This is a genomic window from Bacillus sp. PK6-013 (genome assembly GCF_054161445.1).
Genome location: NZ_CP096417.1, coordinates 3,929,160 through 3,950,786, shown reverse-complemented (window position 1 = coordinate 3,950,786; position 21,627 = coordinate 3,929,160). Strand labels below are relative to the sequence as shown.

Sequence of the window (21,627 nt, the reverse complement as noted above, 5' to 3'; positions counted from 1 at the left end):
GTGACGACATCATGGGGGTGACTAATATGGCAGTAGTTAAGGCTTCTTCTAAAGATATCAATCTTTTGGCCAGACTTTTGAGAGCGGAGGCTGAAGGCGAAGGCGTGCAAGGAATGCTGATGGTCGGAAATGTCGGAATCAACCGCATCAGGGCAAACTGTTCCGACTTTGTGGGACTTCGCACCATTCCGCAGATGATCCATCAGCCGCATGCGTTTGAAGCCGTGACGCACGGTTATTTCTATCAAAGGGCACGGGAAAGCGAAAGGCGCTTGGCGCGCAGGGCGATCAACGGAGAGCGGCTCTGGCCGGCAAAGTTCAGTTTGTGGTATTTCAGACCGGCAGGGGCGTGTCCCGCACAGTGGTATAATCAGCCGCATGTCGGCCGCTTTAAAGCGCATTGTTTTTATGAGCCGACAGCGGAAGAGTGTGAGAATGTCTATAATACGTTTTAATAAAAACATCCCTTTTCAACGGATTTTGAAAAGGGATGTTTTTTGGTCAAAATAACTCTGCAAGTCTTTCGTAAGACTGCTTCTTATCTTCAAACCGGTAAACGTTCGTCAAAACCATAAACTCATCTGTTTGATATCGGTCAGAGAGCTCGAGCAGTTTTCTTTTGACCGTTCGAGGAGACCCGATCACCATACGGCTGCGGTTGTGGGCAAGCTTTTTTTTATCGGCAGCGGTGTAAGCGGAAGATTTTGCCTCCTCAATGCTTGGGACAAGACTGTCCAATCCTTTTTCAACTCTTAGAAGCCATAAATCCTGGCTCAAGCAAAGCTCTTCAGCTTTTTCATCGGATTCCGCACAAACGACGAAAACGGCGGCCAAAGATTGGGGGCGCTTAAAGAAAGGAGAAGGCCGAAAGCTTTCCCGATATAATTGAAAGGCGTTCCTCCCTCTTGCGGAATTGATGAAATGTCCGAATACGTATCCCGCTCCCATGTCACCGGCCAATTTCGCGCTGTTTTCTCCAAGCCCTAAAAGCCACACCTCCGGCGGCGAATCCGTCAAAGGGGCCGCTTTGATTCCGAAATAATCGTGTCCGGAAGGGACGGAATCAGTCAAAAAGCCCAACAAGTCTTGAAGCTGTCTCGGGAATTCGTCCAGGCTTTTATGAACCCCGTCTGTCAGCGCCAGCCTCGTTTTGGCTGTGCCTCCCGGAGAGCGGCCGATCCCCAGGTCAATCCTCCCGGGATAAAGGGCTTCAAGCTGCCGAAAGCTTTCAGCCACTTTAAAGGGACTGTATTGAGGAAGCAGAACACCGCCCGAACCGACGCGAATGTTTGCAGTTTTTGCCGCAATGTGTGCGATCATGATTTCGGGAGCGGTACTGGCAAGTCCGCGTGTGCTGTGATGCTCGGCAAACCAATACCTTTTGTACCCCCATTGATCCGCGAGCTCTGCCAGCTCTGCAGAATGCTTCAAGGCTGAATACGCATCTGAGCCTTTTGATATTGGAACCTGGTCAAGAACACTGAGCTGCATCATTTGTCACCGGCCTTCCTTTTCAGTAAGACAAGCATATGAAAAACAGCAGGAAGGGTCAAATCGAAGAGAATACGAGAGTTAAAACAAGATGAGTCAAAACATGACACTGCTGAAACAAAAACGAAATATAAATGTAATATAAATTGACGCCTATTGTCGAAAATAGATGGTATAATAACGTCTGTACATCGGTAACGGATATATTAATCATAGGTCATAAGATTCATTTTTTAATAATGTTCAAGCGAATTTACATAATGAAAAAACAAGAATACATAAAGGAAAGAGGAGTAGAAAGTGAAAAAAAAGGTTTATACTTTTGGTTTAGCGTCGATTCTCGGAACAGCTAGTCTATTTACCCCCTTTATGAACAACACGGCATCGGCAGAAACCTCTCAGCAAAAACAAGAAATTCAGCAAAAGCGTTCTGAAGTGAATTCAGGCATCGAGGGCAAACGGAAAGAAATCGCCAAGCTGCAAGACGAGCAGAAAAAGCTTGAAGCCAAAATCCAAGAGCTTGATAAAAAAGCACTTGAAACAAGCAACAAAATCGAAGACAAAGAAAAAGAAAACAAAAAAACCAAAAAAGAAGTGGAAGCTCTGAAAAAAGAAATCAAAGAAACTGAAAAGCGGATTGAAGAGCGTTCAAAAGTGATTAAAAATCGCGTGCGCAGCCTGCAGGAAAACGGCGGATCCCAAAACTATCTGAATGTCCTTCTGGGCGCACAAAGCTTCGGAGATTTTATCACTCGTGCAACGGCTGTTTCAACAATTGTTGACGCGGATAAAGACCTGCTTGACGAGCAGGAGAAAGATAAAAACAAGCTTGAAAAAGCAATGTCTGACTTAAATACAAAACTGGATGAAATCCAAAAAACTTTAGCCGATTTAAAAACGCTTAAATCGGATCTTGATAAACAGCTGAAAGAACAGGCGAACCTTTCTAAGCAGCTGCAAACGAAACAGGCGGCAGCAGAATCAGAGCTGAGCGATCTGAAAAAAGAAGCGGGCTCACTGACAAAAGAAGAAGCCGCTCTTGAACAAAAACTTAAAGAAGAAAGAGCTGCAGTGGCTGCAGCAGCAAAAGCGAAAGAAGAATCTGCTACGGCTGAAAAGTCAGACTCAGGATCAAACTCAGGTTCAGTCAGCAAATCCAACGGATCGTCCAACAGCGGTTCTTCAAGCAGCAAGAAAAGCAGCAGCCCGTCAAGAAACTACTCTTCCGGTTCTGTTGTCAGCAGCAATGGAAACGCAATTGAAGCTGCCATCAGCACAGGTTCAAGCATCGTCGGCAGATCTCCGTACGTATGGGGAGGCGGACGTTCTCAAGCTGATATCGACAACCGTCGTTTCGACTGCTCATCATTTGTGCGCTGGGCTTATGCATCAGCAGGTGTAGAGCTTGGATTCGGTGCGACAACAAGTACGCTTGTCGGCAAAGGACGAGCTGTGAGCGCGTCTGAAATGAAGCGTGGAGACTTGGTCTTCTTTGACACATACAAAACGAATGGCCACGTGGGTATTTATCTTGGCAATGGAACATTCTTGAACGATAACAGCTCACGCGGGGTATCCGTCGATTCTATGAGCAACCCGTACTGGAAAGCGCATTTCAGCGGAGTTGTCAGACGGGTCGTTGAATAAAATATCATACAGAAACAAACGCCGTTCCTGATCGGGAGCGGCGTTTTTATATTACAGCGGCAAGTCGCGCTTTTTAAAGATGAGAATGCTGAGTGCGAAGGCGGCAAAACCGACCGCGGCAAGAACAAGAGACACTTGAGCGATATCGGCGCTCCCGTTTACAATATCGCCAGGTCTGAATAAAGAGAAAACCGACAGGCTCCTCATCCATTCCGTCTTTTCGCTTAGTTTGCCGAGCAAGTCGAAGCTGAAGAATAAAAACGTGATGCCTCCGGAAAGTCCGAGGGCTCTTTTTTCGTCATTTGAAATGGCCGAAAAGAGGAACGAGATGCCGCCGACGGCAAAGAAGAGCAGAAAGCCGAGCAAGTTCAGAACGAGAAACCTTGACACATTAAAATCGTAATCACCGCCCAGCATCAAATGGTAGCCAGCCAGCCCGGCCGCTGTCGTCACGGCCATAATGATCAAAAGACCTGTCGTTAAAACGGCTGCTTGGGTGAAAGCCACTTTGCCGCGCGTTGTCGGCGCAGACAGAATATAGGCCATTGACCCTTGATCCACGAGCTTTGCCAAAAGCTTAGTCGACAGCATGACAGAGAAGATCGACAAAATCACGATAAAGATTAAACCGTAATACTCTCCAGACATAAAATCTTCAAGATTCCCCAGTCCGTTTTCAAACCCAAAAGCATTGAGAAAGCCTTCCGGCATTGATTTGATCATTTTCTCAATATCCTCCGCATTGCCCGCGATGCTTGGATAAATGCCCAGTATCAAAAGAATATAGAAAGCGGAGCCTGCCCCGTAGCTTATGATTCCTTTCATGTTTGTTCTCATCATTTGTTTGTACAGGGAGAAGTTCATTTCACTGTCCCCTTTCTGTCATAGTAGTTCATGAAAATCTCTTCCAGGCTTTGTGAAGAAGAATCAATGTGCCGAATGTGATATTTGGCGGTTTCTTTAATAAATTGATCATGGTTCCCTAAAACGGCCACTTTGACACGATTGTCCGTCCGGGATTCGATTTGCAGACCCGAATTCATGAAGGCGGGAATGTCGCCCTTGTTTTCAAATGTAACTTCGAATACCTTTCGCTGCATCGACTGCAGTTCATGGATATCTTTGACGGCAATGATGATGCCGTCTTTTATAATGGCGGCTCTGTCACAGGTTCGTTCGATTTCAGGAAAGCTGTGGGAAGACATTAAAAACGTCGTTCCTCTCGCTTTTTCTTCGAGCACGATTTCAATAAACACTTTTTGCATCAGCGGATCGAGGCCTGAGGTCGGTTCATCAAGAATGATGACTTCAGGGCTGTGCATAAAGGCAGCGACAATCCCGACTTTTTGCTTCATTCCTTTCGACATTTTTCTGATCGGCGTATGAACATCGAATTGGAGCCGTTCGATGAGTTCATTGCGCTTAGCTGTATCTTTTAAACCGTGCATGTTTGCCATGAAATCGAGAAATTGTTTTCCCGTCATTCCTTCGATAAATGCAATCTCTCCGGGAAGATAGCCGATATGCCGCTGAATGTCGCCTTGATGATTCCGGATGTTCATTCCGTTTACTTTGATATCGCCTTGATCAGGCTTCATAAACCCCATGATATGTCGAATGGTTGTTGATTTTCCAGCTCCGTTTGGACCTAAAAATCCAAACACTTCACCTTTTTGAACATGAAATGAAACATCAAATATACCTTTGCTATTGGAAAACTTTTTCGTAAGACGTTCAACTGTCAGCATGTGACACCTCCAAAATGAAAATTATGAAATAATAGTGATTAATAATTACAAAACTAATTTTACGTTCTTATGAACTTTTTTGTCAACGGAATTAGTGAAATATTTTTATGTTATAATTTCATTAAGAAAGATATGTAAGGATGGTTATATGAACGGATTTGAAAAAAGGGCTTTGCTGATTAAAGAGAAAATCAAAAAGACGGCTTTGGATATGCTCAAAACATGGGAGCCAAAGCGCATCCGGATAACCGATATCGCAAAAGCGGCAAATGTTTCGCAGGTGACGATCTATAATTACTTTGGAAGCAAAGAAGCGCTCCTGAAAGAGGTTTTCAAAGACTATATCGATCAGTCCATCAGCGATTTTGAAGAATATATGAACAAAGATATTTCCGTTAAAGAAAAGATCGAATTGATGATTTTGCAGAAAAGGGAAGCCAATAATCAAAAATTTGCTCTAACGGTCGTCAAAGAGGTGATGATCGAAGACAGTGAAATAATGGATTATGTAAAGCGGCAATACGATGAAAAAATCATTCCCCTTATGCTCCAAATGATTGAAAAAGGTCATCGGTCAGGCGAAATCTCTCCCAAGATCACCGCGGAAAGCTTTCTCATCTTTATGAATATGATCATTGAACATTCAAAAACTCTGGGTGAAGCCTTTGAAAAAAACAGACAGTTTACAGAGGAAATGATGCATATTTTCTTTTATGGCTTGTGCGGCAGACCGTAGATGTGCTTTTATAATAAAATTGTCATCTCTGTCATTTCTGTGAACCGCTGAAACAATTTCCTTGCTTTTCCGTATATAAGGCAGATACAAAAAACGAAAGGATTTACTAAACGATGAAGCACTCCTTTTTCTTTTTTATGTTCATTGCCTTTTTTCTCGTCACAGGCTTTTCTGAAGCAGGCAAATCCTTTTCGATCGAGCGGGCTGATATACGCGCGACAGTAAAAGAAAACGGTAATTTAAGCGTAGAGGAAGTTTACACATACGATTTTAAAGGCTCTTTCGAAGGGGCGACAAGATCGTTCAGCGAAGAAACCGCGAGCCGCTTGAAGAATTTTAAAGCCTATCTGCTTCCCAATCATCAAAAAAAAGGCGATCAAGCCATCCCGTTGAAGACAAAGAAAGAAGACGGGACTTATTATGCTTATTCGGCATCAAAGGATGAAACAAAAAAAGTGATGTTTCGCTATGTGATCGAAGATGCCGCCCAAAAGTTTGAAGACACGTCGATTTTGATTCATTCATTTTACCAAAAGGCAAATACGGATTTCGGCCGGGTAAAGATTGAAGTGCATCTGCCTGATTCGGTAAAGGCACGTGATATTCATGCGTTTTTGCGTGAAAAAGGAAACGGAAAGATTACGAAGGTGAACGATTCATCAGTCATCTACGAGACAGGACTCTATCGCGCAGGCACGGGCTCGGAACTGAGGATATATTTTCCGCAGAGCGCCTTGAAAGAGGCGGTCCGGCACCCTTCTTATCAGACAAAGGATGAGCTGCTGAAGGAGGAGAAAGACGAGGCGAAACGATACGCCGATCGGGATGAACGGATTGCCGGCGCAGACAGGATGATTTGGATATTTTCGGGGATTGTCGGGTTCATGGTCATCATGGCTGTCATGCTTTCGTTTTTGAAGAAGAGACGCCGTGCCATGCTTTCGTTTGCAGAACTCGAGTCCTTAGATCCTGTACTTGTCGCTTTTCTTTACAAAAAAGGCCGTTTCACAGACCGTGATCTCCTGGCCGGCATGCTTTCGCTTTATCAGCGGGGATTGGTCACTATGCGGAAGGTACAGGCGGAAGAAAGGTTTCTTGACGATCCTGAGGCGCCTGATGACACATATCAATTCGAATTTTCCGGGAGCAAGGTGGATTTGCCAAAGCCTGATCAGCTCTTAATTGAAAAACTTTTTGAGCAAACGGGCAGCGATACCTATATGTTCAGGCTGGATTCCCTCAGCGGGCCGACTGAGGAGGAATGCAAGCATAAGGAACAGCTGGGCAAATATGAACGAAAGAGGATCATTCTTCAAAACGTGGTTCAAAAATGGACGGAAAGTGTCAGACAAGCGCCTGAATTCAAGGAGCTGTTTCAAGAAAACCGCTGGCTGAGAATGCTGTCGCTTTCACTGCTTTCGGTCCATACCGGACTCCTGCTCTTTATCCTGTATGCAGACGTGGTGCATCAGGCCGGATTCATGGCGGCTTGCGTCATATTTGGCTTTGCACTGTCGGCGGGCATTGTTCTTGCAAAATCAAAGCTGTATACGATTTTGTTTTTGGCCGGCTTGTTTTTAGCATCTGTGTTTATCGACAGCATCCATACCATTTTGTATTACGGCATATGCGTCGGGCTGTCTATCTTATTGATTGCCTTCATTCCGGCCGTAAAAGAGAGCAGGTACGCTTCCATCTGCCGAAGATCGATTCTTTCTTGGAGAAACCATCTGAGAAAAGAAGATTTGTTTTCAGGGAGAAGCCTGTCTCAAAACGAAAAGACGATGATCTATGCAATTGTGCTTGAAGTTGAGGATGAATCTGCAGGATGGTTTAATCAATCAGCAAGCAGGCTTGATTACGCTTCCCCTGTCCTGGGTATGGCCGCAGCAGGCTGTTTGCATTATCCGTTTTACAGCTGGCAGCTGCCGTCTTCGCAGGAGCACGCCGGGGCATATGATGCGGGCGGTCCCGGAGCGGGCGGAGGCGACGGGGCAGGAGCTTTTTAAGCAGAAAAGGGGCCTATCGGGTAACCGATAAGGCTCCTTTCTGCTTATTTCCCCGCTATATCTGATCCCCGCATTCGCTGCTCAGCGGTTTTGATTCTGCTGGTGACAGGTTGATGTCCGTACGCTTTTGCCAAGCCGAACAACGGCATGTTATGGTAAAAAGCCTCATAGCGCCCTTTTGGAACTGTATACGTTTCATGATAGATGCCAACGGCTCCTGATGCGGCAGTTTTCTGATAAAAACGGCGCCAAGCCGCCATATGTTTATCAGCCTTTGCATATGCTGTCAAATCTTCGAAAGAACGCCAATATTGAATGAGAAAAATCGTCCTGAAATTGATGGATGATTCCGTTGCCAGAAAGCCGAGGTCTTTGTTTTGATGAAGCTCTTTTATCATAGGGGCCATGGCGGTAAAAACCGGCCACCATTTATGAACAGCATGCCACTTGTTTATTCTCATCCCGATCACAAATACAACGACTTCATCTTCAGGGGCGGCAGTAAAAGGCTTGTTGATGATCGTTTTACCCATTGGTCCCTTCCTTTCCATTCAGCCGGTTGATTGTGGCTTCACACCATTCAATTCCGGCCGAGGTGGTGCGTTTTCCATAATCCAAAGTGAAAAGCCAGTACTCTCTGTCCTTTGAATGGGAGCTGCATGAAAGAATTGACTGCTCGATTGCTTGATATGCCTCAAGCCGTTCTTCAAGCTTTCGTTGGTACTCCTTGACTTTCAAAGCGGTTTTCTCCCGCTCTTCTTCCTTGCTGAAAAACAGCTTCAGCAAAAATTCGTTTTTTTCTGAGGCGATGCCATTGATCGGTTCTTCAAGCCAGCTATGCAGCGCTTTTTGACCTTCATCGGTAATCAGGTACTCTTTTCTGTCCGGCTTTTTGTCCGAGAGCGTCGGAGATGCAGCGACCCAGCCTGCTTCTGTTAATTGGCGCAGCGCGGGATAAATTTGGCCGTAGCTGATTTTCCAAAAATGATTCAAACTTTGGTCGATCATTCGTTTCATTTCGTAACCCGTCTGGTAGCCGGCCGTAATCAATCCAAGGAGAGCGTAAGTCGTGTGATTTCTTTTTGTCATACATACCGCCTTCTGTATCTTTTTGATATATATCTTTTAGATATACTATACCAAACACGATGACTTCGTGCAATCGCTACTATTGTCGTCTCTCTTTTGGCCAGGATGAAAAGATGATAAAAAAATATCGAAAAACCGCGAAACTTTCCCCTGAATCTTTCCGTATATATAGTTAAGCAGGTTAAATAAAGATTCATTGGTCTTGTAGTTGTGAAGATATGAATCACGCTGGCGTGATAATTGGATCTATCAAACTCTTATTCTCATCCAGCACTGTGATCTTGAAAGTCATGATTCAACGGAGGAGTGAACAGTTTGGCTATTTCTTTAGAGAAAGGTCAGCGGATTGATTTAACAAAAGGGAAAGCGGGGCTTTCGAAGATTTTGGTCGGTCTCGGCTGGGACCCGGTAGCATCCGGAAGCGGCGGTTTTTTTGGAAAGCTGTTTGGAGGAGGAGCCCCGAATATTGACTGTGACGCATCCGTGCTGATGCTGGAAAACGGAAGAGTCACAGAGAACAAGAACGTCATTTATTTCGGAAACTTGAAGAGCAGATGCGGCAGCATCGAACATACCGGAGATAATCTGACAGGGGAAGGCAGCGGAGATGATGAACAAATCATCGTAGATTTGCAAAAAGTTCCTTCGCATATTCATAAGCTTGTCTTTGTCGTGAATATATACGATTGCGTGAAACGAAGCCAGCATTTCGGAATGATTGAAAATGCCTTCATACGCATCGTCAATATGAACGATCGCGTGGAGATGGTCAAATACAATCTGCGGGACGATTATTCTGGACGGACAAGCCTGATCGCGGGCGAGATTTACCGTGACGGCGCCGAGTGGAAATTCACCGCTGTCGGAGAAGGCACAAACGATACGAGCATTACGGAAATCGTCAAACGCTACGCCTGACATTCATAAAAGAAATGGGGAGATAACATGGCAATTTCATTAGCGAAAGGACAAAAGATCGATTTAACAAAAACAAATCCCGGATTGTCGAAAGTCGTCGTGGGCCTTGGCTGGGACGTCAATCAATATGACGGCGGCGCTGATTTTGACCTGGATGCGAGCGTGTTTCTGCTCAATGCAGAAGGCAAATGCGCTTCTGAAAAGGACTTTATTTTCTATAATCAGACCGAAGGCGCAGGCGGAGCTGTCATACATACAGGCGATAATCGAACAGGTGAAGGCGAAGGAGACGATGAGCAGGTAAAAATCAATTTGAATGCAGTGCCTGCCGACATTCAAAAGATTTCTTTTGTGATTACGATTCATGAAGCGGAAGCGCGCCGCCAAAACTTTGGACAGGTGTCAAATGCTTATGTTCGCGTGATCAATGAAGACTCGAATGAAGAGTTAATCCGCTATGATCTGGGTGAAGATTTCTCGATTGAAACAGCGCTGATCACGGGAGAGCTGTACCGTCACGGAGAAGAATGGAAATTCTCAGCGATCGGCTCAGGCTATCAAGGCGGACTGGCGAGGATCGCCACCGATTTCGGCCTGCAGGTCGGCTGATTTTGACGATCCGGACAGCAGTCGCCGCCCTGGCGTCCGTTTGTCCGGTCCCTGACATTTCTTAAAGGAGGTCCTATCGATGGCGATTCAATTATCTAAAGGGCAAAGGATCGATTTAACGAAAACGAACCCCGGTTTGACGAAAGCGCTGATCGGTTTAGGCTGGGATACAAACAAATATACTGGCGGCGCCGATTTTGATTTGGATGCGTCGGCTTTTCTTGTCGATCAGAACGATCGTTGCATCAATGAACGCGACTTCGTCTTTTACAACAACCTCGAGCATCCGAGCGGCGCCGTGATTCATACGGGTGACAACCGGACAGGAGAAGGTGAAGGCGATGACGAGCAAATCAACGTCGATTTCTCAAAAATACCCGACCATGTTGAAAAGATCGGCATCACGGTGACGATTCACGAGGCGGAAAGCCGCAGCCAAAACTTTGGACAAGTCTCAAATGCGTTTGTCCGGCTCGTTGATGAATCAACAAATGAGGAGCTGCTTCGCTTTGACTTGGGAGAGGATTTTTCGATTGAGACAGCGGTGGTTGTTTGCGAATTGTACCGTCATGGAGCCGATTGGAAATTCAATGCGATCGGCAGCGGATTTTCCGGCGGATTGGCATCGCTTTGCCGCAACTACGGCCTGCAAGTCTAGTTTTGCCGGCTGAATCACGTTTGCGTGGTTCAGTCTTGCTTTTTCATCATTAGGAGGTAACCAAAGTGGATTTATTTCATCATATTATGTCAGTTTACGCCTCATTTTTCGATTGGGAAATGTGGGTGGAAGTATTAACGGACCCCGTTTCCTGGGGGCTGATCGGCTCGCTGGTCGTGCTGGAAGGGCTTTTATCGGCGGATAACGCTCTCGTTCTCGCCGTCATGGTAAAGCACCTACCGGAAAAACAGCGCAAAAAAGCGTTGACGTACGGTTTAATCGGAGCCTACTTCTTTAGGTTTCTATTCATTGGACTTGGTATGATCCTGATTAAATTCTGGTGGATCAAACTGCTCGGAGCCGCATATCTGGCATGGCTCGTCATCAAGCACTTCTTCATCGGTGAGGGCGATGATGAATCAAACGCCATCAAAAAAGACAGCTGGATGGTACGCGTTTTCGGGGTCTTCTGGGCGACTGTCATTTCGGTAGAACTCATGGATCTCGCATTTTCGGTGGACAGCATCCTGGCGGCATTTGCCGTATCTGAAAAGGTATGGGTGCTTCTGATCGGCGGCATGCTCGGCATCTTAATGATGAGAACCGTTGCGAAATTCTTCCTGACGCTGATTGACAAAGTGCCTGAACTTGAAGCAACGGCCTTTGTTTTAATCGGGATCATCGCACTGAAAATGGCTGCGAGTGTATGGCATATTGAAATGCCGCACAGCGTCTTCTTTATCATTCTGATTATCGCTTTTGCCGTGACATTCATCATTCACTATATGAACAAGCAAAAAGCTGTGAAAGAGCAAACGGCGGCGTCAAAGGAAGAATAACAAACTGCAAAACATAAAGGGGGGAGTATATCTGCTCCGCCCTTTTTTACATCAAAGGGGTGTATGATTCTTATTCAAAGAAGGTGACCCATATGCAATACTTTGATTTTTTATCCGCCTCTCAAAAAGAAGATGTCTTTTTCAAACTGCCGGGTTCGGTTACTAAAGACTCTCCGAAGCACATTCTGGAGCATGCGCTTGGAGCTGCGCTTTATGTTCCGGGGAACCGAAAAGATATAGCAGATGTCATGATCAATAACAAGTATCCTGAGCTGTGCTCGGTCGTTTTTTGCCTTGAAGATTCGATCGGCGATTGTGAGGTTCTCCAGGCTGAAAACAATCTTGTCAGTCAGGCCGACATGATTTACCAGGCGCAAAAACTGCAGAACATCAGCGGCGATGTGCTGCCGCTGATGTTTATCCGGGTGCGGGAACCTGAGCAAATGCTCGAATTGGGCAACAAGCTCGGCCGCGCGCTTCACTTGTTTACCGGATTCGTATTTCCGAAGTTTTCGATGCTGAATGCGGAGCACTATCTTGATACTTTAACGAAATTGTCGCAAGAATCCGGCATTGTGCTGTACGGAATGCCGATCTTTGAGACACCCGACCTGCTGGCAATGGAAACGAGGGCAAAGGCGTTACAGGAATTAAAATCAACGCTGGGCTTTTATCAAGATATCGTTCTGAATATTAGGATCGGCGCGACTGATTTGTGCGGTCTGTATGGGATAAGAAGAAAACCGGAAACGCCGATTTATGACGTTTTGGTCATCTCTGATTTCATCAAAGATATCGTCAATTATTTCGGCTTGCAATTTGTGATTTCGGGGCCTGTCTGGGAGTACTTTGAAGATGCTTCGCGAACAGTTCAGACTTTTGGGCCGAATTGGGCTGATGCGGGGGAATCTTCGCTTGTGATCAATCGGTATATAGACGGATTGATCAATGAAACGCTTCTTGATCTGGCCAACGGCATTCACGGCAAGAGCGTGATTCATCCGTCACAAATAAAAGCGGTCCAAAGCCTGCACGTTATCTCAATGGAAGATTATCTGGATGCCCTGAGCATCGTCGAAAGTGCCGACGGCACCCGAGGCGTTGTGAAAAGCTCTTTTTCAAATAAAATGATCGAAATCAAGCCGTACCTCAGCTGGGCCAAAAAAATATTATTAAAGGCTGAAATCTACGGTGTATATCATGAAAACCGCAGCTATACAGACATACTTAGAGCGTCCAAACCGCTTTCAAATCTTGGATCGTTCGGAAGTTAGGCCGGGCCGGGTGTTGAGAAATGGGCAAAGCGCCTTTGCTGTATAAATGCCGCACCATCACTCCGGTCTCAAAAATAAGAGCCGCAGACGGCATCATATATTGTGAATATTCTCAGGAGAAAACAAATGAATGTTTAGGATGAACAGCCATGATGAAAATAGTCGATCTCACGAGCAGCGAGATTCTCAGTTCCCAGCAGGCTTGTGAAGAGTGGGGGATTGATTCGTCTACGCTCCGAAAGAGAGCGCATGATTTTCCTGCAGGAACAATCCGAAAGTTCGGGACAACCTATGCCGTAACAAGAGCGGGCATGTGTGCCGTATTTGGACGGAAAAGTGACACTGACTCAGAAGAAAGGGGAGACGGCTGAGCGCTATGAATCAAGAGATTAATATTCAAAACGCCCTGGTCAATGATGATGAATGGAAGCAGATCATCAAGAAGCCGCTGCCGGAGAGAACCCCGTATGAAAAAAACGGACATCTGATGATAAGCCGTCTGGCGGGACGGATTCTCGGAACGCCGCACGATGAAACGGATTACTACATATATCTCCATGAGCTGTATGAGTCCGGTGATGTGCATGTGTTAAGCGAGACGCTTGATAAGACCATTTCTCCGGAAAGGTTTCAGGCCATACAGCGCATCCATATGGTCAATCAGAGAGAAAAAGGGCTTTCCGTCAATCGGTTTGCCGCTTTTCTCGACGGGGAGCAGCTCATTCCTAAGCACCCTGACGCCGCGATGCACCGCCATTTAAGGAAGGCGCTTATCGAAGTGCTGCAGATGTTTCAGTCCTTTCATGAAAAAGGATTGAACGATCCGGAGTTTCGCCGGGTCCTCCTCGACCTTGTCAAATGGATGGGCAATCATTTGGAGAAGTGGCTGAAAGAAGCCGACTGCGAAAATGCGATGCCGAAAGTGGTTTGGTATGGGGACACCACAAAGAGCCAACGGTATTTTTTATACTATTTGATGCTTGTCGGATGTGATGTGCTGCTGTTTCATCCGAAGGGAAAAGACGAATTTCGCCAGCTTGATCCTGAGCAAAAGCTTTCTTTTGTTTTCACATACCCGGGCACGTCTGCATTAGAGCCGTTCCCGACTGAAAAGCCTCAGCGAAAATCAACGGTGGCGTACCGTTCCGCGAAGGAGCTGGATACTGTTCTGCACAATGAGGATTCGCTCATGTACAAACCTTGGCAGTTCAGGGAGCATACCCCGGTCTCCGTGACTTTGAAGACCACGTATGATGAACTGTTTTTAATTGCGAAGGAACGCGCCTTTATCAGACCCGATTTTCAAGCGTCTCAATCAACGGTCAACATTCCGAACTTATTCGCGATGGTCATGGGCGTCTCCAGCAATGAAAAAGAGTATTGGGACCGTCTGCAGACGCTGACGGAGTATAAGGAGTCGCATACGATCCGGCGCTTCCCGTTTACAAAGGAAGAGACGTCCAATTATCAATTCCATTACAGCCATGCGCTTGATCAAACGGGGGCGATCGATCCGGGCCGATTAATGGAGAGCAATATATGGCGCTACAAGCATTTGCCTGAGGGAGTGCAGCGCGGCATTGCCCAAGCGGTTTCCAGGCTGTGCAAAAGCCCGAAGATGCTGGCCTTGAACAATGAAAAATCAGCCGATGTGCAGCTGTATTTGTTTACCCAGGCGGTACAGCTTCCGGCAGCGCTTTTGAATATGATTCAGACATTTGACTATTCACAGACAGTGCCGAAGCTGATCTTGTACCACACTGAACAGACGGGAACACTCACCCGTTCAGACGCGGCCGCCTTGCTTTTGTTAAATGAAATCGGCATCGATATCATCATCTATAATCCGCCGGGCTATAAGTGTATTGACCGCTATATCGATGGACAGCATTTCGATACTCATTGGCTTGATGACATGTCCTTCAACCAGGAATTTAAAGAGCCGTCAATCGTCCGGAAGTTCATCAATAAAATCTTTTAAGGAGGGAGCCACTCTGATGGCAAATCCAAATGAAACAAGCATCGTCAATATCAGCAAAGAGGAAGAGATCACGATTGAAAAAGCGGAAGACATCCGTGCCAAACTCCGCCGGGAGCCCGATGTGCAAGCTCTGACACGGCAAATTGACGTAAAAAACCAAGTGGAGCTTTTAGAATTCGGAAAAGAGCCCGCTCTTGAAATATCCAAGTTCTCAGACCGTATTCTCTCTATGATGAGAACAAACAGTGTGACAGATTCAGGTGCGATGTTGACGCAGCTCGGTAAAATCATGGACCGCTTTGACAAGAATGACTTTGAAGAACAGAAAGGCCTGCTTTCCAAGTTATTTAAGCGCGGCAACAGCATGATCGAGAAAATATTTAAAAAATATCAAACGCTCGGCGGTGAAATCGAAAAAATCAACGTCGAAATTTCGAAATATAAAGATGAAATGACAAAATCGACCGTGACGCTTGATGAAATGTATGAAAGCAACCTCAATTACTATGTGGAGCTGGAGAAATACGTCGTAGCCGGCCAGATGAAAATAGAAGAATTGCAGCAGCTCATCCCTGAATATGAAGCGAAAGCGGCCAGCGGTAACCAAATGGCACAGATGGAGCTTGATACGCTTCGAAATGGTATTCAAGCGCTGGAAGAACGGGTGTATGACCTCGATATGGCGCGGATGGTTGCGATTCAAACCGCGCCGCAAATCCGTCTGCTCCAGCGCGGAAACACAAAGCTGATCGGAAAAATCAACTCGGCATTCATCATTACGATTCCGATTTTCAAAAACGGCATCATCCAGGCGGTGACCGCCAAGCGCCAAAAGCTTGTCGCCGATTCAATGAGCGAACTCGACCGCCGCACCAACGAAATGCTGAAGCGAAACGCGGAAAATATTTCGAGCCAGTCCGTTGAAATCGCGAGAATGTCCGGAAGGCCGAGCATCGATATTGAAACGATCGAACAGTCTTGGAATACGATTGTCAAAGGCATGCAGGAGACGAAGCAGATTGAAGATGAGAACAAACGCCTGCGCGAAGAAGGGGCAAAACGCATATTGGAACTTCAGGACAATATGAAAAAAGCCGCTTTAAACGGTTAAAAAGGATAGTGAAGAAGCCGTCCGCCGGATGATCTGGCGACGGCTTCAAATATACAAAAAATCACCGCCATGATAGGCGGTTTTTTATGTTATGCTAGAGAAAGAGAATCACATGGTAAAAAATATATAAACATGAAGGGGATGGAAGTATATGGCCGCTTTATGGCTGGCATTCGGCGGCGGTTTCCTGTCGTTTATTTCTCCGTGCTGCCTGCCTTTGTATCCATCATTTATTTCCTACATCACCGGGATTTCGGTCAGCGATTTGAAAGACCGAGATGCAAAGCGCATCAAACAATCGGTGATGATTCACGCGGCTGCTTTTTTGGCCGGCTTTTCTGTAATTTTTTACATATTGGGTTTCTCCGCCAGCTCGTTTGGCCTGCTGTTTTTGCAATACCATAACTTGATCCGCATGCTGGGTGGAATATTTGTCGTCGTCATGGGCCTGTTCCTCCTCGGCGTTTTCCGGCCGGCTTTCATGATGAAGGAGCGGCGCCTTTCGTTTAGAAGAGGGAAAATAGGCTTGTTGAATTCAATGCTTGTCGGAATGGTTTTTGCGGCGGGCTGGACGCCGTGCATCGGGCCTATATTCGGAACGATCGCATATGCAAATTTTCAGAACCCTGATTTTGGGAGCGCATTCATGGTGATCACCGCATATTCTCTAGGTTTTGCCATTCCTTTTTTGCTCATGGCGTTTTTTATCGGAAACATCAGGCCGCTTATGAAATATTCGAATATGCTCATGAAAATCGGCGGCGCGCTGATGATCGTCATCGGCATCCTGCTTTATACGGACAACATGATATGGATGAATATCTGGTATTCGAATTTGACGAATCTCTTTTGAAAAGCTTATGTGAGTAAGATTGTGAAAAACAGCAAAATCGCGGAGGATATCATGTGCTTGTTTGATCACTCATTTAAGGGACATGAGGATTTAGCCAATCGATTTTGGAAGGTTCGCAAATCTGAAGAGCCAAACGGGCTTTATCCGCTCTACAGCGGGATGCTGGAATTCGCGAAAAAAGTGCTTGAATCTTCATTTCAACAATCGGGAGGATCAGGGTGATATACGCTGCTTCTATTCACACGAGCATCCAATCGTCACGGTCCTGGCAGGAATAGAAAACCGCTCGAAAAGAATCGAGCGGCTCCCTTTATATTCGAATTGATTTCTCCTCGGTTTTCCACTGTTTTTTCCATCCGGCCTGAGCAAGCAAAAGCAGTCCGAGTGCCAAAAATGCGATAACGGTAAAGGTGAGGAATCCGCTTGAATACGTACCCGTGATTTGCTTCAGCGTTCCGAGAATATTCGGGAGGAAGAATCCGCCGATTCCCCCCGCAGCGCCCACGACTCCCGTCACCATCCCGATCTCTTGCTGAAATCGCTGCGGTACAAGCTGGAATATCGCGCCGTTCCCCATCCCGAGGCAGCCCATGCCGATAAATAATGCGGCTGTGACAACGCCAAGAGACGGGAGCATACTGACTGAGAACATGCACAGAGCCACCCCGATAAAGAGGAATTGCAGCAGACGCACGCCGCCGATTTTATCGGCAATCAACCCGCCGACAGGGCGGAGGCAGCTTCCCGATGCAACGACGAGCGTGACAAATTCGCCGGCCCTTACCGCCGGAACGGCATACTGGGATGCAAAAAAGTAGCTTAAAAAGTTGGACAAGCCGACAAAACCTCCGAATGTTACGCTGTAGAGAAGGCAAAAATACCAAGTGTCCCTTTCTTTGAAAACAGCAAAATAGTCTTTGAGCGGTTTAGGCGCCGGCTGATTCGGAGGTTCTTTTGCCATAAGGAAATAGCTGAATAACACGAGTATCAGAGGAATCAGCGCCAATCCCATGACGCCGTTCCAGCCCACTTGCTCCGCCAGGCGAGGGCCGAATAGTGTAGCGAGCAGTGTTCCGCTGTTTCCCGCTCCGGCGATCCCCATGGCAAGGCCTTGCAAGTGCGGCGGATACCAGCGGCTCGCCATTGGCAGGGATGCGGAAAAGCTTGCGCCTGCCACACCGAGTAAAATTCCGATGATATACAGCTCGGCGACCGATGAACCGAACTGCCACCCCCATATCAGCGGAATCATCGTCACCAGCATTCCGCCAATAGCCGTTTTTTTCGGTCCGAAACGGTCGGTTAAAATGCCGAGCACAATCCGGAAAAACGATCCGGCCAAAGTAGGTATGGCGACAATCAATCCGACCTGTGATGGAGATAAATCAAAATCAGCCGTAATATAAACACCAAGCGCCCCCAGCAACACCCAAATCATAAAGCTGACATCGAAATATAAAAAAGATGACAACAAGGAAGGCGCGTGTCCGCTCTTCCTCAAATCCGCCAATTTCAATTGCAACACTCCCCATCCGATAGATTCTAGAATTTATCATGACAAAATAGAATAGGGTTGGCAGTATTTTTGTCAGCTTTACTAACAAACTAAAAGATTGAATATTTAAAATTTTAATTTGGACGGCATTATACCCGGCGATGATTGAATGTTGCTGAAGATTTGAGGTGTTATGACTGTTGAAAAGGGGAAACTTAGATTGGAATGGGCCTGATGCACTTGCAGATAAAGCAGTCTTTTGCAGCACGTTTACCAATTTTTCTTTAGCTGTAAGGCATATTTTTACCAAAAAATGTACAAATTTAAGGAAGAAGTATGTAGAGACACAAAATAGACATAAATAAAAATGTATATCACTTGAAAAAGTATGTGAAGTATTGCACAATATGAATGTGAAGAGTTTCACAAACAGCTTAGATTTTAAAACAAACGGCAAAGGAATGATGAGTCATGAGAAACCAAAAAGTCAACCGTACAGTTTTGATCGGTGCGGGTTTTGTTGGAAGCAGTTATGCATTTACGTTAATTAACCAAGGTATCACAGACGAACTTGTGATCATTGATTTAAATAAAGACAAAGCAATGGGCGATGTCATGGATTTAAACCACGGTAAAGCATTTGCCCCACATCCTGTGAAAACATGGTACGGCACATATGAGGACTGCAAAGACGCCGACATTGTCTGCGTATGCGCCGGAGCAAACCAAAAGCCGGGTGAAACCCGTCTGGATCTTGTCGAAAAAAACCTGAGAATTTTCAAAGGAATTATCGGAGAAGTCATGGCCAGCGGTTTTGACGGCATCTTCCTTGTCGCTACAAACCCGGTCGACATCTTGACTTACGCGACTTGGAAATTCAGCGGACTTCCGAAAGAACGCGTGATCGGAAGCGGTACAACACTTGATACAGCCCGTTTCCGTTACTTGCTCAGCGAGTATTTCGGTGTCGCTGCCCACAATGCCCACGGCTACATCATTGGTGAACATGGAGATACGGAGCTGCCTGTCTGGAGCCACGCGAATATCGGCGGAGTTCCCGTCAGCGACTTGCTGAAAAGAAATGAGAAATACAAAGCAGAAGATCTTGATGAACTGTTTGACAATGTTAAAAACGCCGCTTACCACATTATCGAGAAAAAAGGTGCGACATACTACGGAGTTGCCATGAGCCTCGCGCGTATTACGAAAGCGATTTACCGCAATGAAGAAGCGATTTTAACCGTGAGCGCACATCTTGAAGGCGAATTTGGGGAAAATGATGTTTATATCGGAGTTCCGGCGGTTGTCGGCCGATGCGGAGCGAGGGAAATTATTGAGCTCGACCTGAATGAAAAGGAAAAACAGCAATTCAAGCATAGCGCAGGTGTGTTAAAAGCAATTTTAAAACCGCATTTTGAACTGCAGGCATAACTGAACATCATGAAGATACTAACATCATGAAGATTGCGAGATGATGAAAATGTGGCAGCAGATATACGATCCGTTTGGGAATCTGTTTATCAGCGCTTTTGCCGCCATTCTGCCGATTCTTTTCTTTCTCCTTGCATTGACCGTGCTGAAGATGAAAGGAATCATCGCGTCATTTTTGACGCTGGCGGTCAGCTTTATTGTAGCGGTTTTCTTTTTTCACATGCCGGCTGCGAAAGCTGTCTCAGCCGTTTTACTTGGAATTGCAAACGGTCTTTGGCCGATCGGATATATTGTCCTGATGGCTGTATGGCTTTACAAAATTTCTGTCAAAACCGGAAAGTTTAAAGTGATCAGAGCGAGCATTGCCGGGATTTCGTCTGACCAGCGGCTTCAGTTATTGCTGATCGGGTTCAGTTTTAACGCCTTTTTGGAAGGCGCGGCAGGCTTCGGCGTGCCGATTGCGATCAGTGCCGTTCTTCTTGTCGAGCTTGGTTTTAAACCTTTAAAAGCGGCATCTCTATGTTTAATTGCGAATGCGGCATCCGGGGCCTTTGGAGCGATCGGAATTCCGGTAATCACAGGAGCACAGATGGGAGGCTTGACACCGGTTGAGCTTTCCAGAACGCTCGCTTTGATGCTGCCGTTCATCACTTTCTTTGTCCCGTTCCTGCTCGTTTTCATACTGGACGGGTTTAAAGGAATAAGGGAAACGCTGCCGGCTCTCCTTGTATTAAGCGGAAGCTATACGGCGGTGCAGACTATAACGATGATTGGATTGGGGCCGGAACTTGCGGACATTTTGGCCGCTTTAATCAGTATGGGAGCGCTGGCGCTGTTTTTGAAAAAGTGGCAGCCGCGCCACATATACAGAGAAACCGGGAATGAACATGAACCCGCTGAAAAATATCATGCAGCAGACATTATGAAAGCCTGGTCTCCGTTTTATATCTTGACCGCCGTCATTGCGGTGTGGAGCCTGCCCGGTTTTAAAGGACTTTTTCAGGAAGGCGGATGGCTGAAACAATCGACGATTTTATTCAACATGCCTTTTCTTCACCGGGAAGTGCTGAAAACGCCGCCAATCGCTCCGGAACCGGCACCGCTTGATGCCGTGATGAAGCTTGACTTCATTTCAGCGACGGGTACGGCGATACTGATCGCCGTGATCTTCACGATTGTGCTGAGCCGAAACATCAGTTTCCGCGGAGGACTTTCCAGCCTGAAAGAGACGGTCAAGGAACTGTGGCTTCCTGTTCTGACCATTTGCTTTGTGATGGGTTTTGCAAACCTGGCCAATTATACCGGATTGAGTTCAACCATCGGACTGGCGCTTGCCAAAGCGGGGGATATTTTTCCGTTCGTCAGTCCCGTATTGGGCTGGATCGGCGTGTTTATCACTGGTTCAGTCGTCAGCAACAATGCATTATTCGGCCACCTGCAAGCTGTCACCGGAGCGCAAATCGGGACAAGCTCAGCGTTGCTGCTTGCCGCCAATACCGCGGGAGGCGTGATGGCCAAGCTGATCTCACCGCAGTCGATTGCGATTGCAACAGCCGCGGTCCAAGAGACAGGGCAGGAATCAAAGCTTTTCAGCCAAACCGTTAAATATAGCTTGATCCTGCTTTTCATCATATGCATTTGGACATTTGCACTTTCAAAGCTTGGCATATAAAGAAGAGCCTTTTCCCGCAATGGGAAAAGGCTTTTTAAGCTGTTTGTTCTATCATGTCCTCTTTTT

Annotated in this window: 22 protein-coding genes; 16 read left to right on the top strand and 6 right to left on the bottom strand. The window is 46.3% G+C overall.

Going from position 1 to position 21,627, the window contains the following annotated elements; all coding sequences use genetic code 11:
* Nucleotides 1–26 precede the first annotated feature (26 nt).
* Nucleotides 27–455, top strand: coding sequence for a cell wall hydrolase (locus tag M1E03_RS19815; protein ID WP_023857795.1), 429 nt, complete (start codon nucleotides 27–29; stop codon nucleotides 453–455).
* 46 nt (nucleotides 456–501) lie between these two features.
* Here M1E03_RS19815 and M1E03_RS19810 read toward each other — a convergent pair whose 3' ends face one another.
* Nucleotides 502–1,494 carry an LLM class flavin-dependent oxidoreductase gene (locus M1E03_RS19810; protein WP_231562562.1) on the bottom strand — a complete coding sequence of 331 codons (993 nt, stop codon included), beginning with the start codon at nucleotides 1,492–1,494 and terminating at the stop codon, nucleotides 502–504.
* 297 nt (nucleotides 1,495–1,791) lie between these two features.
* Between M1E03_RS19810 and M1E03_RS19805 the strand changes: the two genes are divergently transcribed.
* Nucleotides 1,792–3,138: a C40 family peptidase gene (locus M1E03_RS19805; protein WP_128823225.1), complete on the top strand. Its 1,347-nt coding sequence runs from the start codon at nucleotides 1,792–1,794 to the stop codon at nucleotides 3,136–3,138.
* 51 nt (nucleotides 3,139–3,189) lie between these two features.
* On the opposite strand, the gene M1E03_RS19800 is transcribed toward M1E03_RS19805, so the two are convergent.
* The gene (locus M1E03_RS19800) at nucleotides 3,190–4,002 is read right to left on the bottom strand and encodes an ABC transporter permease subunit (RefSeq protein ID WP_023857798.1); all 813 of its coding nucleotides are present in this window, start codon (nucleotides 4,000–4,002) and stop codon (nucleotides 3,190–3,192) included.
* The gene (locus M1E03_RS19795; protein WP_458110575.1) at nucleotides 3,999–4,886 is read right to left on the bottom strand and encodes an ABC transporter ATP-binding protein; all 888 of its coding nucleotides are present in this window, start codon (nucleotides 4,884–4,886) and stop codon (nucleotides 3,999–4,001) included. The genes M1E03_RS19800 and M1E03_RS19795 overlap by 4 nt, the downstream gene beginning before the upstream one ends.
* A gap of 148 nt (nucleotides 4,887–5,034) precedes the next feature.
* On the opposite strand from M1E03_RS19795, the gene M1E03_RS19790 reads away from it, so the two are divergent.
* Together M1E03_RS19790 and M1E03_RS19785 are read left to right on the top strand one after the other, a co-directional pair.
* The gene (locus M1E03_RS19790; protein WP_023857800.1) at nucleotides 5,035–5,622 is read left to right on the top strand and encodes a TetR/AcrR family transcriptional regulator; all 588 of its coding nucleotides are present in this window, start codon (nucleotides 5,035–5,037) and stop codon (nucleotides 5,620–5,622) included.
* A gap of 113 nt (nucleotides 5,623–5,735) precedes the next feature.
* Nucleotides 5,736–7,631: a DUF2207 domain-containing protein gene (locus tag M1E03_RS19785; protein ID WP_458110574.1), complete on the top strand. Its 1,896-nt coding sequence runs from the start codon at nucleotides 5,736–5,738 to the stop codon at nucleotides 7,629–7,631.
* 44 nt (nucleotides 7,632–7,675) lie between these two features.
* Here M1E03_RS19785 and M1E03_RS19780 read toward each other — a convergent pair whose 3' ends face one another.
* Nucleotides 7,676–8,164 (bottom strand): DUF4188 domain-containing protein, encoded by a 489-nt coding sequence (locus M1E03_RS19780; protein WP_023857802.1) that lies wholly within the window; start codon nucleotides 8,162–8,164, stop codon nucleotides 7,676–7,678.
* Entirely contained in the window at nucleotides 8,157–8,720 is a 564-nt protein-coding gene (locus M1E03_RS19775; protein WP_025810795.1) for a PadR family transcriptional regulator, read from the bottom strand. The genes M1E03_RS19780 and M1E03_RS19775 overlap by 8 nt, the downstream gene beginning before the upstream one ends.
* Nucleotides 8,721–9,035: 315 nt before the next feature.
* Between M1E03_RS19775 and M1E03_RS19770 the strand changes: the two genes are divergently transcribed.
* The 10 genes from M1E03_RS19770 to M1E03_RS19725 all read left to right on the top strand — a co-directional run bounded on the left by M1E03_RS19770 (nucleotide 9,036) and on the right by M1E03_RS19725 (nucleotide 17,185).
* A complete protein-coding gene (locus M1E03_RS19770; protein WP_020450063.1) occupies nucleotides 9,036–9,638 on the top strand; it encodes a TerD family protein in 603 nt (200 codons plus the stop codon).
* A gap of 27 nt (nucleotides 9,639–9,665) precedes the next feature.
* Nucleotides 9,666–10,247, top strand: coding sequence for a TerD family protein (locus M1E03_RS19765; RefSeq protein WP_020450064.1), 582 nt, complete (start codon nucleotides 9,666–9,668; stop codon nucleotides 10,245–10,247).
* Between the two features lie 79 nt (nucleotides 10,248–10,326).
* On the top strand, nucleotides 10,327–10,905 hold the full coding sequence (locus M1E03_RS19760; protein ID WP_458110573.1) for a TerD family protein: 579 nt from the start codon (nucleotides 10,327–10,329) through the stop codon (nucleotides 10,903–10,905).
* Between the two features lie 65 nt (nucleotides 10,906–10,970).
* Nucleotides 10,971–11,744: a TerC family protein gene (locus M1E03_RS19755; protein ID WP_020450066.1), complete on the top strand. Its 774-nt coding sequence runs from the start codon at nucleotides 10,971–10,973 to the stop codon at nucleotides 11,742–11,744.
* Between the two features lie 92 nt (nucleotides 11,745–11,836).
* Nucleotides 11,837–13,018, top strand: coding sequence for an HpcH/HpaI aldolase/citrate lyase family protein (locus tag M1E03_RS19750; protein ID WP_020450067.1), 1,182 nt, complete (start codon nucleotides 11,837–11,839; stop codon nucleotides 13,016–13,018).
* A gap of 149 nt (nucleotides 13,019–13,167) precedes the next feature.
* Nucleotides 13,168–13,389 (top strand): helix-turn-helix domain-containing protein, encoded by a 222-nt coding sequence (locus M1E03_RS19745; protein WP_003178729.1) that lies wholly within the window; start codon nucleotides 13,168–13,170, stop codon nucleotides 13,387–13,389.
* Nucleotides 13,390–13,394: 5 nt separating this feature from the next.
* Complete coding sequence (locus M1E03_RS19740; RefSeq protein WP_020450068.1) at nucleotides 13,395–14,999, top strand: YceG family protein; 1,605 nt, start codon at nucleotides 13,395–13,397, stop codon at nucleotides 14,997–14,999.
* Nucleotides 15,000–15,015: 16 nt separating this feature from the next.
* Nucleotides 15,016–16,110 (top strand): toxic anion resistance protein, encoded by a 1,095-nt coding sequence (locus tag M1E03_RS19735; RefSeq protein ID WP_020450069.1) that lies wholly within the window; start codon nucleotides 15,016–15,018, stop codon nucleotides 16,108–16,110.
* A 151-nt stretch (nucleotides 16,111–16,261) separates the two neighbouring features.
* Nucleotides 16,262–16,963 (top strand): cytochrome c biogenesis CcdA family protein, encoded by a 702-nt coding sequence (locus M1E03_RS19730; RefSeq protein WP_020450070.1) that lies wholly within the window; start codon nucleotides 16,262–16,264, stop codon nucleotides 16,961–16,963.
* A gap of 51 nt (nucleotides 16,964–17,014) precedes the next feature.
* Complete coding sequence (locus M1E03_RS19725; RefSeq protein WP_224066822.1) at nucleotides 17,015–17,185, top strand: hypothetical protein; 171 nt, start codon at nucleotides 17,015–17,017, stop codon at nucleotides 17,183–17,185.
* An 88-nt stretch (nucleotides 17,186–17,273) separates the two neighbouring features.
* On the opposite strand, the gene M1E03_RS19720 is transcribed toward M1E03_RS19725, so the two are convergent.
* Complete coding sequence (locus M1E03_RS19720; RefSeq protein ID WP_023857806.1) at nucleotides 17,274–18,479, bottom strand: nitrate/nitrite transporter; 1,206 nt, start codon at nucleotides 18,477–18,479, stop codon at nucleotides 17,274–17,276.
* 450 nt (nucleotides 18,480–18,929) lie between these two features.
* On the opposite strand from M1E03_RS19720, the gene M1E03_RS19715 reads away from it, so the two are divergent.
* Entirely contained in the window at nucleotides 18,930–19,889 is a 960-nt protein-coding gene (locus M1E03_RS19715) for an L-lactate dehydrogenase (protein WP_048350469.1), read from the top strand.
* A 49-nt stretch (nucleotides 19,890–19,938) separates the two neighbouring features.
* Nucleotides 19,939–21,561 (top strand): L-lactate permease, encoded by a 1,623-nt coding sequence (locus tag M1E03_RS19710; RefSeq protein WP_429674054.1) that lies wholly within the window; start codon nucleotides 19,939–19,941, stop codon nucleotides 21,559–21,561.
* Nucleotides 21,562–21,627: the final 66 nt, after the last annotated feature.

What these genes read in the sequence shown, in the direction of transcription:
- M1E03_RS19815 (WP_023857795.1), top strand. Translation starts at nt 27, where the DNA reads ATGGCAGTAGTTAAGGCTTCTTCTAAAGATATCAATCTTTTGGCCAGA.
- M1E03_RS19810 (WP_231562562.1), bottom strand. Translation starts at nt 1,494, where the DNA reads ATGATGCAGCTCAGTGTTCTTGACCAGGTTCCAATATCAAAAGGCTCA.
- M1E03_RS19800 (WP_023857798.1), bottom strand. Translation starts at nt 4,002, where the DNA reads ATGAACTTCTCCCTGTACAAACAAATGATGAGAACAAACATGAAAGGA.
- M1E03_RS19795 (WP_458110575.1), bottom strand. Translation starts at nt 4,886, where the DNA reads ATGCTGACAGTTGAACGTCTTACGAAAAAGTTTTCCAATAGCAAAGGT.
- M1E03_RS19790 (WP_023857800.1), top strand. Translation starts at nt 5,035, where the DNA reads ATGAACGGATTTGAAAAAAGGGCTTTGCTGATTAAAGAGAAAATCAAA.
- M1E03_RS19785 (WP_458110574.1), top strand. Translation starts at nt 5,736, where the DNA reads ATGAAGCACTCCTTTTTCTTTTTTATGTTCATTGCCTTTTTTCTCGTC.
- M1E03_RS19780 (WP_023857802.1), bottom strand. Translation starts at nt 8,164, where the DNA reads ATGGGTAAAACGATCATCAACAAGCCTTTTACTGCCGCCCCTGAAGAT.
- M1E03_RS19775 (WP_025810795.1), bottom strand. Translation starts at nt 8,720, where the DNA reads ATGACAAAAAGAAATCACACGACTTACGCTCTCCTTGGATTGATTACG.
- M1E03_RS19765 (WP_020450064.1), top strand. Translation starts at nt 9,666, where the DNA reads ATGGCAATTTCATTAGCGAAAGGACAAAAGATCGATTTAACAAAAACA.
- M1E03_RS19760 (WP_458110573.1), top strand. Translation starts at nt 10,327, where the DNA reads ATGGCGATTCAATTATCTAAAGGGCAAAGGATCGATTTAACGAAAACG.
- M1E03_RS19750 (WP_020450067.1), top strand. Translation starts at nt 11,837, where the DNA reads ATGCAATACTTTGATTTTTTATCCGCCTCTCAAAAAGAAGATGTCTTT.
- M1E03_RS19745 (WP_003178729.1), top strand. Translation starts at nt 13,168, where the DNA reads ATGATGAAAATAGTCGATCTCACGAGCAGCGAGATTCTCAGTTCCCAG.
- M1E03_RS19740 (WP_020450068.1), top strand. Translation starts at nt 13,395, where the DNA reads ATGAATCAAGAGATTAATATTCAAAACGCCCTGGTCAATGATGATGAA.
- M1E03_RS19735 (WP_020450069.1), top strand. Translation starts at nt 15,016, where the DNA reads ATGGCAAATCCAAATGAAACAAGCATCGTCAATATCAGCAAAGAGGAA.
- M1E03_RS19730 (WP_020450070.1), top strand. Translation starts at nt 16,262, where the DNA reads ATGGCCGCTTTATGGCTGGCATTCGGCGGCGGTTTCCTGTCGTTTATT.
- M1E03_RS19725 (WP_224066822.1), top strand. Translation starts at nt 17,015, where the DNA reads ATGTGCTTGTTTGATCACTCATTTAAGGGACATGAGGATTTAGCCAAT.
- M1E03_RS19715 (WP_048350469.1), top strand. Translation starts at nt 18,930, where the DNA reads ATGAGAAACCAAAAAGTCAACCGTACAGTTTTGATCGGTGCGGGTTTT.
- M1E03_RS19710 (WP_429674054.1), top strand. Translation starts at nt 19,939, where the DNA reads ATGTGGCAGCAGATATACGATCCGTTTGGGAATCTGTTTATCAGCGCT.